The organism is Sphingopyxis sp. RIFCSPHIGHO2_12_FULL_65_19 (assembly GCF_001830555.1).
Classification (GTDB): Bacteria; Pseudomonadota; Alphaproteobacteria; order Sphingomonadales; family Sphingomonadaceae; genus Sphingopyxis.
In genome coordinates this window covers 38,823-52,063 of the sequence record NZ_MIAM01000043.1, presented here as the reverse complement: position 1 = coordinate 52,063, position 13,241 = coordinate 38,823, and the positions used below count along the sequence as shown (strand labels likewise).

Sequence of the window (13,241 nt, the reverse complement as noted above, 5' to 3'; positions counted from 1 at the left end):
CGCACCTCGCCCGGATGCTTGTCGGCATAATGGTTGAGTCCCGCGGCATAGGCGGTGAACAGCAGCTTCACGTCCGCGGGCAATCGCGGCCAGTCGCGCTTCGTCGTCGCCCGCACGTCGAGCAAGGCCTCGGCATAGTCGATCTTCGCGCCGTCCTGGCCCAGCATCGCCCCGGCGCGGCCGCGCGTCATCGCGAGCACTTCCTGCAAGGTCGAGAAATCATCCTCGGCATGGGCATAGGCGACGCCATAGGCGACGTCGGCGTCGGTCTTGCCAAAGATATGCGGCACACCGAACTTGTCGCGCGCGATGCGAACGTCGGCGGGCTTGAACGCGGGCGCCGCGGGAGCCTCGGCGGTCAGCGGCTCCCAGAGCGCGAGCGACGCCGCGGTGACCACCAGCAGCATCAGGAAACCCAGCAAAATCCGTCGCAACATGTCTGGTCCTTTTCGGCGCCTGGCCCGCAAGGCTATGTGGCGGGCATGTCGTCCGATGGCAAGCAACTGTCGTTCGTCGACGCGGATTTGCGAGCGCGCCGCGCGTTGCTATGCCCTGTCCAGGTCATTGAACAACGGGGAATATCAATCATGCGCATGAAAAGCCTGCTTCTTTCCGCTTGCCTGTCGCTCGCCCTCGCGCCCGCCGCTATGGCGCAGCCCATCACCGGATCGGGGGTCGCACCCGCAACCGCGACGAACAGCGCCGAGCGCGCGATCGGTTTTGCGGCGAGCGCACCGGCGGGTGCCGCCCTCGTCGTCGTGATGAGCGACGCGACGCTGCCGCCGCTCGATGGCGTCGCGCTCAGTGCCGCCGAGCGGCAGGCGGTCGCCGCGGCGATTGCGGCGGCGGGCTTCGACGGCAAGGCGGGTTCGACCCTGTCGCTGCGCGGCATCGGCGCGCATCCCCGCATTCTGCTGATCGGCGCGGGCAGCACCCCGGCTTCGCTCGCGCTCGCGGAAGCTGGCGGCAAGGCCGCACAGGAACTGAAGAGCGAAGCGCATCCGGTGACGATCGCCGGGGCGTTCGGCGATACCTCTGCCGCCGATGTCGCTTACGGCTTCGCGCTCGGCCAATATCGCTTCGACCGTTACAAGACGGTCGACAAAAAGACCCCGCCAACGGGCGCCGTTACACTGGTCGGTGCCAATCCCTCGGCCGCCGAGGCAGCGTTCAACAATCGCTGGAAGCCGCTTGCCGACGGGGTGCGCCTGTCGCGCGACCTCGCCAACGAACCCGCGAACGTGATCTACCCCGAAAGCTTTGTCGCGCGCGTGCGCGACGCCTTTGCGGGCGCCGCGGGCGTCAGCATCGAAGTGCTCGACGAGGCGGCGATGCGCAAGCTGGGCATGGGCACGCTCGTCGGGGTCGGCCAGGGCAGCCCGCGCGGATCGCGCCTGCTCGCGGTACGCTATCGCGGCGCCGGGGCGCCCGCAGCGCCGATGGCCTTCATCGGCAAGGGCATCACCTTCGATTCGGGCGGCATTTCGCTGAAACCCGGCACGGGCATGTGGGACATGAAGGGCGACATGTCGGGCGCCGCCTCGGCGATCGGCGCGGCGCTCTCGCTCGCCAGGTCAAAGGCGCCGGTGCATGTCGTTGCGGTCGCCGCGCTTGCCGAGAATATGCCCGACGGCAACGCCCAGCGTCCCGGTGACGTTACGCGCACCATGTCGGGCAAGACGATCGAGATGCTTAACGCCGATGCCGAAGGTCGCCTCGTCCTCGCCGATGCCAATGAATATATCGCGCAGACCTACAAACCGCGCGCGATCGTCAACATCGCGACGCTGACCGGCGCCATCGTCAGCGCGCTCGACGACCAATATGCCGGGCTGTTCGCGCGCGACGAAAAACTCGCGTCGGCGCTGATCGCCGCCGGGACCGCGAGCGGCGAAGAAGTGTGGCGGATGCCGCTCCACAAAAATTATGCGGAGAAGATCAAGTCGGACATCGCCGACATCCGCAATATAACCCCCGGCCAGGGTCCGGGCGCCAGCATCGGCGCGCATGTCATCGGCTATTTCGTCGACGAAGCGACGCCGTGGGCGCATCTCGACATTGCCGGGGTGAACCAGGCCGACAAGGCGTCGCCGCTGGTGCCGAAGGGCATGAGCGGCTTCGGCGTGCGCCTGCTCGACCAACTGGCGCGCAGCGGAGAATAGCGACTTCTAATCCCGTTCGTGTCGAGCGAAATCGAGACACCCTGAAGGCGCAGACAGCCGATGGGCATCTCGACTTTGCGCGATGCGAACGGCAACTGCGAGGAAGCCCTTGTGTTGCCAAATGGCAACACTATCTCTCTTCTTGAGAAAGGGGCTTTCCGCCATGAACCTCGAAAAATTTACCGACCGCGCCAAGGGCTTTCTGCAAGCCGCGCAGACGATCGCCATCCGCATGAACCATCAGCGGATCAGCCCCGAGCACATTGCCAAGGCACTGCTCGAAGACAGCGAAGGCATGGCCGCAGGGTTGATCGCCAAGAGCGGCGGCGACGCCGCGCGCGCGGTTCAAGGCATCGACGCGCTGCTCGCCAAGGTGCCCGCCGTATCGGGATCGGGCGCGCAAGCCACGCCCGGCCTCGACAACGACGCCGTGCGCTTGCTCGACCAAGCCGAGCAGGTCGCGGCCAAGGCAGGCGACGGTTATGTCACCGTCGAACGACTCCTCCTCGCGATGGTGCTTTCGACAACGACCCCGGTCGGCAAGGCGTTTGCCGACGCCGGCGTGAAGGCCGACGCGCTCAATAGCGCGATCAACGACCTGCGCGGCGGGCGCACCGCCGATACGGCTTCGGCCGAGGATCGCTACGAAGCGCTCAAGAAATTCGCCCGCGACCTCACCGAAGTCGCGCGCGAGGGCAAGCTCGACCCGGTGATCGGCCGCGACGAGGAGATTCGCCGCACCGTCCAGATCCTGGCGCGCCGCACCAAGAACAATCCCGTCCTCATCGGCGAACCCGGCGTCGGCAAGACCGCGATCGCCGAGGGGCTCGCGCTGCGCATCGTCAACGGCGATGTGCCCGATAGTTTGAAGGACCGCCGCCTGCTGTCGCTCGACATGGGCGCGCTGATCGCGGGCGCCAAATATCGCGGCGAGTTCGAGGAGCGGCTGAAGGGCGTGCTCGACGATGTGAAGGCCGCCGAGGGCGAGATCATCCTGTTCATCGACGAAATGCACACGCTGGTCGGCGCCGGCAAGGGCGAAGGCGCGATGGACGCCTCGAACCTTTTGAAGCCCGCGCTCGCACGCGGCGAACTCCACTGCATCGGCGCGACGACGCTCGACGAATATCGCAAACATGTCGAAAAGGACCCCGCGCTCCAGCGGCGCTTCCAGCCGGTGTTCGTCGGCGAGCCGACGGTCGAGGATTCGATCTCGATCCTGCGCGGCATCAAGGAGAAATACGAGCTGCACCATGGCGTGCGGATCACCGACGGCGCGATCGTCGCCGCGGCGACCTTGTCGAACCGATATATTTCCGACCGCTTCCTGCCCGACAAGGCGATCGACCTGATGGACGAGGCCGCGAGCCGCATCCGCATGGAGGTCGAATCGAAGCCCGAAGAGATCGAGAGCCTCGACCGCCGGATCATCCAGATGAAGATCGAGGAAGCCGCGCTGTCGAAGGAAAGCGACGAAGCGTCGAAGGACCGACTCGCCGCGCTCCGCGCCGAACTCGCGAACCTCGAACAGCAGTCGGCCGAACTGACGCAAAAGTGGCAGGCCGAAAAGGAAAAGATCCACGCCGAGGCGAAGATCAAGGAAGAGCTCGACGCCGCGCGCTCGGCGCTCGAGCAGGCGCAGCGCGCGGGCGACCTCGCGAAGGCGGGCGAGCTATCTTATGGCACCATCCCCGCGCTCGAACGGCAGCTTGAGGAGGCGCAGGCCATCTCCAGCAACGCGATGCTGCGCGAGGAGGTCACCGCCGACGACATCGCCGCGGTGGTCAGCAAATGGACGGGCATTCCCGTCGACCGGATGATGGAAGGCGAGCGCGAGAAATTGCTCGGCATGGAAGAGACGCTCACCCAGCGCGTCATCGGCCAGGACGAAGCCGTCCGCGCTGTTTCGACCGCGGTGCGCCGCGCCCGCGCGGGCTTGCAGGACCCCAACCGCCCCCTCGGCAGCTTCCTCTTCCTCGGCCCCACCGGCGTCGGCAAGACCGAGCTGACCAAGGCGCTCGCGCGCTTCCTGTTCGACGACGACAATGCGATGGTCCGCATCGACATGAGCGAGTTCATGGAAAAGCACAGCGTCGCGCGTCTTGTCGGCGCGCCTCCGGGCTATGTCGGCTATGAAGAAGGTGGCACGCTCACCGAAGCGGTGCGCCGCCGCCCCTATCAGGTCGTGCTGTTCGACGAGGTCGAAAAGGCGCATCCCGACGTGTTCAACATCCTGTTGCAGGTGCTCGACGACGGGCGGCTGACCGATGGGCAGGGCCGCACGGTCGATTTCACCAATACGCTCATCATCCTGACGTCGAACCTCGGCAGCCAGGCGATCGCCGCGCTGCCCGACGACGCATCGGTCGAACAGGCCGAACCCGCCGTGATGGAAGTCGTGCGCGCGCATTTCCGGCCCGAATTCCTGAACCGGCTCGACGAGATCGTGTTGTTCAACCGCCTCGCCCAGCAGCATATGGGCGGCATCGTCGACATCCAGGTTGCGCGCGTCCAGAAACTGCTTGCCGACCGCAAGGTGACGCTCGACCTGACCGACGCTGCGCGGGCCTGGCTCGGGCGGGTGGGCTATGATCCCGTCTATGGCGCGCGGCCGCTGAAGCGCGCGGTGCAGAAATATCTGCAAGACCCGCTGGCCGACCTGATCCTGAAGGGCGAAGTGAAAGACGGGTCGACGATCAAGGTCGACGAAGGCGATGGTGCGCTAAAACTCGCTGCGGCCTGAACGATGGGGGTGGCAGAACGGCCGCCCCTATCGTTTCGATCGGTTGGTCAGCAGGTGCCCGTCGCGCGGCAATCGCCCGCCTTGCTTGCCATCGCATCCATCGTATCGCGCGAATCCTGATTGCCCTGCGCCCACAGCTTTTTCCACTGCTCGTTGGTATGACAGACGCGCGCCTTTTTCACGAGCGACCCCACCTCATCGATCTTGCGGCATTTGATAAAGTCGGGGTGGGTCGGCAGCAGCCCCACATTATACGCCTTGATCTCGGTGCCGGTCATCATCGATGCCGGGCGGTCGAGCGGCGGCCTGCGATCGGCGGCAGCGGTCGCCGCCGACGTCCCCGAAACGGCGAGCGCGAGCGCGATCACCATCTGCAACATCGCCTGGTTCCTTTCATTGTGGCCGGATTTCCCGCATAGTCGTCCCGGCGGGTTCCTGCGACTGACTCCACCCACGCGCGAGCGTTTCCATCGAATCGCGCGCCTCCTGATTGCCCTTATCCGTAATGCGCCGCCATTCGGCATTGGTGTTGCAGATGCGCAATTTCTTGACCAGCGACCCAGCCTGCTCGATCCGGCGACAGCGGATATAGTCGGCGTCGGTCGCCATTCGCCCCTGGTTATACGCGTCGATCTCGGCGCCCGACATCTCTGACGGCGTACGGGCCAACGGCGTTCCATCCTCGCTGGCCGCTACCGGCGTCGCGGTCAGGCACGCGAGGAACATCATTCCAACCCCTATACGCATCATCCTTCTCCTTCGACGGGCGCGGGCCGGATTCAGTTGGAATTGCCGCCTTTGCTCACAAAGGTTTCAGCCGTATCGCGGGCATTTTGGCCGCTCTTGGCGAGCACGTCTTTCCATTTTTCATTGGTATAGCAGACGCGATTTTTCTTCACGAGCGACCCGATCTCCAGCGTTTTGCGGCATTTGATATAATAGGGATGGGTCTGGGCCAGCCCGTCATTATACGCCTTGATTTCGGTTGGCGTCATTTCCGACGGGGCCTTTGACGGCGGAGCCCGATCGGTGCCGGCTGCGCTTTCGGCAGCGGAGGCCATGGGCACCGCCAACAGGGCGGCCGCGATGAATGCGGGTAGAATGCGGGTCATGATATTCCTCCTACCGCGGGCGTCGCCCGCAGCCTCATGCGCCACATCATATTTGGCACAAAGCCTTTCGCAAGGCTGAATTTCCGACCGGCACCGGGGTCTATCGGGGAATGGCATATCCCGACGCATCGGCCGATGCGAAATAGCGCAGCAGAAGGTCCCGTTCGCGCGCCGTCATATGCGGATTCCAGACGTCGAAGATCAGCACCGCGCGCAGATCGTCGCTGTCGTTCCACGCCTCATGCTCGATCGTGTCGTCAAAGGCGAACGCTGTGCCTTCTTCCCATGACCGCGTCTCTCCCCCAACGCGAAAGCCACAACCGGGCGGGACGATCAGCGGCAGGTGGACGATCGCGCGGGTGTTGGTGACGCCGGTGTGCGGCGGGATGCGCGTGTGCGGTTTCAGCATCGAAAAGAAGGCGCTGGGCGAGCGGCCTGGAATGCGCGCGCCCGGTACGGCGGCGAGCGCGGCAGCGGTCGAGGGACAGCGGTCGAGCACCGGCTGGTTCGGCTCGCCATATTCCCACAGGAAACAGGCACCCCAATCGAGCCGATTGTCGAGCCCCGACCAGATGGTTTCGGGCGAGCCCGCCTCCATCCGCACATAGGGGCGCAGCGCCTCGCCCGGGTCGTCGAGCAGCGCCTGCAATTCGGCGCGGATTGACGGGGTTTGCGCCTCGATTTCGGCGAACCAGGGGAAATGCCCGCGGTCGAAGAACTCGTCGGCGGGCAGGAAGGGATAATGGACCCCCGCGCATTCATTGCGATAGATGCGGCGGCGGCCGAGCGCACTGGCGATGAAGGCTTCGCCGCGGCGCGCCTCCGTCTCGGTCAGGTTACCGCGCATATCGTCAAACGCCCCCGATGCCGCGGCGAACATCGTATCGGTCGCGCCCGCGACGAAGTCCCGGCCATGCGCAAGCAAGGGCGCAAGCGGCGGCGGCACCGGATCGAGCTGCGCGCCGAGGGCCAGCGCCGCGCTCCACGCGGCAAGCGCCGCGCCCTTTTCGTCGCGCGCCTCGTGCCGTTCGCCTTTGCGTATCCACGCCATCAGGTCGCGGCGGTCGATAGCAAGCGCGGCATCGAGCGCGGCGAGTTCCTGCCCATCATCGCCCAACGCGCGCCACGCCGAAGCAAGGTTGCGGTACAAGGCGCCCGAATGCGGGTCAGCGGTGATCGCCTCGCCGAAATGGCGCGCAGCGGCGTCATTGTCGCCGGCTTGCAGAGCCGCGATGCCGCGCCGGTTCGCTTCGACGGCGGAGGCGGGAGGGGGTGCGCTGGTCATGGTCATGCTTGCCATCGGCGGGGCCAATCGGCAAGGTCGATTCATGACCGCCGCGCCTTCCGTGACCGCAATTGTGGCCGACGCCGAATGGCTGGCGCATCGTTATGATCCGGAGCACGACGCCTTTCATTTTCGCCGCGTCGCGCGCGCCGCGCGCGCCGAGGTGCCGTTCCTGACCGACCTGCATCTGGGCGAAGAAAACGCGCCGGTCGTTTTGCGGCGAAGCGATTGCCGGGCGGCGGCAACCGCGCAGGGGGCCGTACCCGCGCCGCTGCATTTCCTGTTTCATTCGGCCTATTGCGCGTCGACGATGCTCGCACAGGCGCTCGACCAGCCGGGGATTTCGACCAGCCTGTCGGAGCCCGTCCTGCTTAACGACATGGTCGGCTGGCGCCGTCGCGGCGCGGCGGCGCGCGACCATGCGCGGGCGATGGACGATGCGCTCACCATGCTTGCGCGCGGCTTCACGGCGGAGGAGGCCATCGTCGTCAAGCCGTCGAACATCGTCAACCCACTCGCGCGCGGGGCGCTGACGCTGCGCCCCGAGGCGCGCGCCATCCTGCTTCACGCGCCGCTTCGTGCCTTTCTGCTTTCGGTGGCGCGCAAGGGGCTGTGGTGCCGATTATGGTGCCGCGAACTACTCGAAAATTATCTGGCCGACGGGTTCGTCCAGCTCGGGTTCGAGGCGCGCGACTATTTCCGCCAATCCGATCTTCAGGTCGCGGCGGTCGGATGGCTCGCGCAGCAACAAGCCTTCGCCGCGCTGATCGACTGGGCGCCGAACCGCATCGCGTCGCTCGACAGCGAGATACTGACGCGCGATCCGGTCGCTGCGGTTTCGGCGGCGATGGATCACCTGAACCTCGCGGGGGACCGGGGGGCGATCGCCGACCATGCGGCGCTCGGCCGCAACAGCAAATCGGGCACGCCCTTTGCCAAGGGGGAACGGCAACGCGACCTGGCCGAAGCCGAAGCCGCCTATGGCGAAGAGATTGCGCAGGTCGTCGGCTGGGCCGAAGCCGTCGCCGATCAGGCGGGCATACCGCTCACCCTGCCCGCGCCGCTTCTGACGCGTTGACCGCCCGCCAGGCTGGTGGTCAACCTCGTCTACCGCTGGTTTCGACCGAAACGGACATTTCTATCTTCGTCATCCCGGCGAAGGTCGGGATCTCACCCCACCGGAATAACGCGCCGGGATGACTGGTAAGGCAGCGTCAGTTCCCTACCCCAGAGCCGCCATTCGACCTCGCGCGCTCCACCCATAGAAAAAGGGGCGGACATTGCTGTCCGCCCCCAATTCTTGGTCGAAGCGTGAAGCGACTAGAACTTCAGCTTTGCCGACACCGCATAGCGGCGACCCAGCGCGTCATACGACGCCGGGAAGGTGTTGCCGCTGTTGTAGGTCGTCGAACCGATCGTGTTGCCGACGAGCGGCGGGTTCTTGTCGAGCAGGTTCTGCACGGTGGCCGTGAAAACCAGATTCTCGCTGACGTTGAACCGCGCGGTCAGGTCGAAATAATGCGCAGCCTTGATCTTGCGGAACTGCGGATCGACGACGCAACCATTCGGATCGGTGCCCGTCGGATCGGGGCAGCCGGTAACCGGATCGGTGCCGGCATCAACAGCCGCTTCGATGTCCGCCGCAAGCTGTGCGGGTTCAAACGAGACGCTGTCCTGCCAACGCCACAGCAGCGACAGGTCAACCTTGTCGAAGCCCAGCGTGAAGCGGTTCGAGAACTGGAACTCGGGCTGGATCGAACCCGTGAACGAGCAGTTCACGCTGTAGTAGCCGACGCATTCGCGGTTCAGCGACGTCGGATCGGCAGCGTTGGCGTTGAACTTCGAGTGACGCGTCCAGTTGCCGACGAAGCCCCAGTCGAGGCTCGCGAAGCCGAGGTCCATGTTGTAGTTCATCAACAGGTCGAAACCGTCGGTGTACAGACGGCCCAGGTTGTTCGTCGTGCCGAACAGGCCCGGGGTGGTCGCCGGATCGCCGTCGAGGCCGCCGGTGATCGGGTTACGACGGATCGACGTACAAGCGGCGCTTGCGGCATCATTCGTACCATTGGCGCCGAAGCAGGCACCGATGATGTCACCCGGCAGCGGCACGCCCAAAACGTCGTTGATCTTGATGTTGTAATAATCAAGCGACATGTTGAAACGCGGCAGGAAGTCGGGCTGGAACACGACGCCCAGCGTCCAGGTGTCGGCCTTTTCCGGCTGCAGGTTCAGGTTACCACCGGTGGTGATGTTGGCCTGAGCCGCGGTCGGGTTGGTGATCGAACCGATCGTCCCGGCCGGTGCACCCTGTGCGATACAGATCGCGCGCAGGTTGGCGTCGCCCACCGGCGCCGCACCGGCGCAGGGGTCGATACCCAGGTTGGTCAGACCGACGCTGGTCGGCGTGAACAGTTCACCGATGTTCGGTGCGCGGACCGCACGGCTGTAGTTACCGCGGAACTTGACGCCTGCGCCCGGTTCCCAGCTACCGCCGGCTTTCCAGGTCCAGGTGTCATAGCCGCCGGCGCCTTCGATGCTGTAATCCGAATAACGGACACCGGCTTCGAGGGTCAGGCTTTCAAAGAACGGCTTGTCTTCGATCAGCGGTGCGACGATTTCGGCATAAGCTTCATAAACGTCATAGGCGCCGTCGATGTCGGGAGCCGCGCCGCCGGCACCGCCGAGTTCACCCGGGGTCTTGGCGAGCAGGTCCGACGACTGCTGTGCGGTATATTTGCGATATTCGCCGCCCAGCGCGAAGCCGATCGGCTGAACCGCGCCCGGCGAAGCGAAGCCGAGGTCACCCGAAATGATCGCGCGGACCTGGGCCAGCGAGGTGCGGTTGGTCGACGTGCTGTTTTCCTGGAGGAAATCGGCCGCCGCCGGGGTGATCGAGCCTTCGGGGCCGAACAGGTTGACGGGAACGCAGGCGGTGTTGCCGCTGATGCAGGTCACGCCGTCGTTCGACAGCGCCGCTTCACGGAAACGCGACTGGAGGGTGTAACCCTGGATCGTCTGGATATTTTCCGACTCGCCATAGGCACCTTCGATGTTCCAATCGATCGTGTCGGTGATGCCGCCACGGGCGCCGACGCGATAGTCGAAGAAGGTCGTCTGATAGTCGCTGATACGCGGACCGACTTCGGGGGTACGACGCGAAAGCGCCGTGGTGACCGTGCGATAGTTCGGATCATTCTCATCGACTGCAGCGGCTGCGGCGTCGCATTCGCCCTGGTCGAACAGCGGATCATACGCCGTTTGGCCCGAAACCGCGTTGCCCGCGGCATCGACGCCGTTGACGACCGGCGCGGTGTTCAGCGCGCAGAACTGGTTGCGCAGAGCGGCCGGCAGGAACGGGTTGTTCAGGTTGATCGTCACGGTGCCGCCGAACGAACCCGACGGTGCGATGATCGTCGAGACCTTGTTCTTCGAGAACATGCCGCGCGTATAGACCTCGACCGAATCCGAAACTTCGTAATTGGCCTGGCCGTAGATGTTGTAGCGCTCGAACGGCGTCTGGAAGATGTTGAACGGGTTGAAGTTGTAGGTCGCGAAAGTACCGACCGCTTGACCCGCAGCGTTGACCTGACGCACGCCGCCGTTGGCAGCACCGCCGGGAACAAGCGCGAGGATCGGATCGCCGTCGCCATTGACGCCGGTCTGGACATATTGCGCGATGGTGTTCGGCGCGCCGCCGGTCAGGCCGCGAGTGCCCGAGAAGCGCGACGGAACCGACGTACCCGAACCGATGAAGGTGTTCGAATAGCTGTCGAGCGTGTTTTCCGAGAAGGGACGTGCGCCCTGATACACCGCGTCAGCCGACTGATAGCCGATGCTGAGCACCGCGTTGCCGCGGCCGTCGTCGAAGTTCGCACCGATGGTGGCGTCGACGCGGAAGACGTTGCCGTCGCCCTGTTCGGTGATCTGGTTCGATGCGGTGACTTCCAGACCGGCGAAGTCGCGCTTGGTCACGAAGTTCACAACGCCGGTGATGGCGTCGGCACCATAGGTGGTCACGGCGGCGCCGGTCAGCGCGTCGACGCGCTCGATCAGGGCCAGCGGGATGTTGTTAAGGTCGACGCGGCCGTTCACGTCCGACGGCGCCACGCGGTTGCCGTTCAGCAGGACGATGTTGCGGGTCGAGCCGAGGCCACGAAGGTCGACGTACGAACCGCCGGTGTTGCCGTTGTTGACGGCCGAACCCATGTTCGGGACGACGCCGGGCATTTCGCGCAGCACTTCTTCGGCGACGTTCGACTGCTTCAGTTCGATCGTGTCCGAGGTCGTGACGTTGACCGGGGTCGACTGTTCCAGGTTCGGGTTGCGGATCAGCGAGCCGGTAACGACGATTTCCGACTGAGCCGCGCCCTCTTCGGCGGCGTCCTGCGCATAGGCAGGAGCCGAAACCAGGGCAACGCTCAATACGAGCGGCGCAGCGCCTAGCTTCAGCTTGGAATATTGGGTTTTCTTCACAGTGCAGTCCCTTGCTACTGGTGGATTGAATTACCCGGACCCCCTAACGCGACGGCGCAAAGCCGACGCGCGCAGATGCCCCGATAGCGTGCGGGATGAAACTTCGACGGTGGCGAGTAAAGGAATTTCCCCGCGCAAACGGCGGTTTCGGAAGCCATTGTGACGTATTTGCAACAAACTCGGGAGCGCACGAAATACAATATGCTGCATTGCGTCATCTGCGACATATTGTTTCATAGGTTACGAATTCACACGCGGAAGGTGGCGCTCAACCGCCGATCGGCCCTGCCAGCTTGCCGGGGTCGATCCGCGCATCGCGCCACTTCAGCCCCCAGTGCATGTGCGGCCCCGTCGCGCGCCCGGTGCGCCCGACGGTTCCCAATTGCTGGCCCTGCACGACACGATCGCCAACTTCCACATCGAGCCGCTGGCAGTGAAGAAAGGCGCTGCTGAGCCCCATTCCATGGTCGACGATCAGCAAATTACCCTCCAGCGTGAAGGGCGCCGCAGCCGCCAGCACGACAACGCCATCGGCCGGCGCCACAAAGGGTGTGCCCGCGGGAACCGCGACGTCAGTGCCGCCGTGATAGGGTCCGGGCTTGCCCTGATAGACGCGCTGGGCGCCGAAAAAGCCCGACAGGCGCCCCGTCACCGGCCAACGGAACGTCTGCCGCCAGCCGTCCGAATCGACCGCCATGTTGCGCGCCGCAGCGATCTGCGCCAGCTCGGCCGGGCGGCGGCGCTCGAAATCGGCGTTGCTCGATGCGCCGCCGCGATAGGGTGCGTTGATATGTTCGAGCCGCCAGCGTCCCGGCGCGACCGCAAGCACGCGCTCGACCGCGCGGCCATCGACGCGCGTCGCGACGAGCCGCGCGCTGGGGGCCGCATCGCGGTCGAAGGCAATCAGGAAACGGTCATCGGCGGCAACCGGGACAACGACGCCGTCGAGGGTCAGCGTGCGCGTGCCGCTGGGCACCTGTCCGACCAGTACCGCGCCCTGTTCGGCAATCCCGGCGAGCACGAAATCGGCGCGCTGCGGCGGGCGCGGCGGAACGGGCGTGGGCGCGGCCGCGGGTTCGGCAACGGGCTGCTGCGCGGGCCGGGCGCCGGTATCGGCTGACGGCACACAGGCCGCGGCGGCGAACAGCAGCCCCGGCGCGGCAATGCGCATCGGCCAGTCTCTGCCAAAGCTCATGCGTCGCGCGCGGTGTCCAGCGCAGCCTTCACCGAGATTTCGGCGGTGGCATAGGGTTCTTGCCGCGCGACCGACCAGTAACGCAGCTCGTCGAGGCCGATCGGCACACCGCTCACCGCGCACAGCACATGGTCGCCGGGCGCCAGGACGCGAAACCCGTTGGGTCCGTACTGCAGGCGAGCGAGGCGGTTACGGCTGGCGATCAGCATGGTCTTCTGTCCATAGGGTGGTGCGTCATGCCCCCGACTATAACAGCATCGCCGCGCGCGGC

General features: G+C 65.4%; 11 protein-coding genes. 3 read left to right on the top strand and 8 right to left on the bottom strand.

Going from position 1 to position 13,241, the window contains the following annotated elements:
• Positions 1 to 437: penicillin acylase family protein (locus tag A3E77_RS12555; protein WP_293646409.1), on the bottom strand; the 437-nt coding region annotated here is incomplete at its 3' end.
• A gap of 156 nt (positions 438 to 593) precedes the next feature.
• Between A3E77_RS12555 and A3E77_RS12550 the strand changes: the two genes are divergently transcribed.
• Together A3E77_RS12550 and clpB are read left to right on the top strand one after the other, a co-directional pair.
• Entirely contained in the window at positions 594 to 2,162 is a 1,569-nt protein-coding gene (locus A3E77_RS12550) for a leucyl aminopeptidase (protein WP_293646407.1), read from the top strand.
• 163 nt (positions 2,163 to 2,325) lie between these two features.
• On the top strand, positions 2,326 to 4,905 hold the full coding sequence (gene clpB, locus A3E77_RS12545; protein WP_293646405.1) for an ATP-dependent chaperone ClpB: 2,580 nt from the start codon (positions 2,326 to 2,328) through the stop codon (positions 4,903 to 4,905).
• Between the two features lie 47 nt (positions 4,906 to 4,952).
• On the opposite strand, the gene A3E77_RS12540 is transcribed toward clpB, so the two are convergent.
• From A3E77_RS12540 to A3E77_RS12525, 4 genes are all read right to left on the bottom strand, one after another.
• Complete coding sequence (locus A3E77_RS12540) at positions 4,953 to 5,285, bottom strand: hypothetical protein (protein WP_293646403.1); 333 nt, start codon at positions 5,283 to 5,285, stop codon at positions 4,953 to 4,955.
• 13 nt (positions 5,286 to 5,298) lie between these two features.
• Complete coding sequence (locus A3E77_RS12535) at positions 5,299 to 5,652, bottom strand: hypothetical protein (protein WP_293646401.1); 354 nt, start codon at positions 5,650 to 5,652, stop codon at positions 5,299 to 5,301.
• 32 nt (positions 5,653 to 5,684) lie between these two features.
• The gene (locus A3E77_RS12530) at positions 5,685 to 6,017 is read right to left on the bottom strand and encodes a hypothetical protein (protein ID WP_293646399.1); all 333 of its coding nucleotides are present in this window, start codon (positions 6,015 to 6,017) and stop codon (positions 5,685 to 5,687) included.
• Positions 6,018 to 6,117: 100 nt separating this feature from the next.
• Positions 6,118 to 7,302: an aspartyl/asparaginyl beta-hydroxylase domain-containing protein gene (locus tag A3E77_RS12525; RefSeq protein ID WP_293646397.1), complete on the bottom strand. Its 1,185-nt coding sequence runs from the start codon at positions 7,300 to 7,302 to the stop codon at positions 6,118 to 6,120.
• 43 nt (positions 7,303 to 7,345) lie between these two features.
• Between A3E77_RS12525 and A3E77_RS12520 the strand changes: the two genes are divergently transcribed.
• A complete protein-coding gene (locus tag A3E77_RS12520) occupies positions 7,346 to 8,380 on the top strand; it encodes a hypothetical protein (protein ID WP_293646395.1) in 1,035 nt (344 codons plus the stop codon).
• Positions 8,381 to 8,622: 242 nt separating this feature from the next.
• Here the strand turns inward: A3E77_RS12520 and A3E77_RS12515 are convergent, their stop codons facing one another.
• The 3 genes from A3E77_RS12515 to A3E77_RS12505 all read right to left on the bottom strand — a co-directional run bounded on the left by A3E77_RS12515 (position 8,623) and on the right by A3E77_RS12505 (position 13,179).
• Positions 8,623 to 11,775, bottom strand: coding sequence for a TonB-dependent receptor domain-containing protein (locus tag A3E77_RS12515; RefSeq protein ID WP_293646393.1), 3,153 nt, complete (start codon positions 11,773 to 11,775; stop codon positions 8,623 to 8,625).
• Positions 11,776 to 12,043: 268 nt separating this feature from the next.
• Complete coding sequence (locus A3E77_RS12510; RefSeq protein WP_293646391.1) at positions 12,044 to 12,970, bottom strand: M23 family metallopeptidase; 927 nt, start codon at positions 12,968 to 12,970, stop codon at positions 12,044 to 12,046.
• Positions 12,967 to 13,179 carry a DUF2093 domain-containing protein gene (locus A3E77_RS12505; RefSeq protein ID WP_293646417.1) on the bottom strand — a complete coding sequence of 71 codons (213 nt, stop codon included), beginning with the start codon at positions 13,177 to 13,179 and terminating at the stop codon, positions 12,967 to 12,969. The genes A3E77_RS12510 and A3E77_RS12505 overlap by 4 nt, the downstream gene beginning before the upstream one ends.
• Positions 13,180 to 13,241 lie beyond the last annotated feature (62 nt).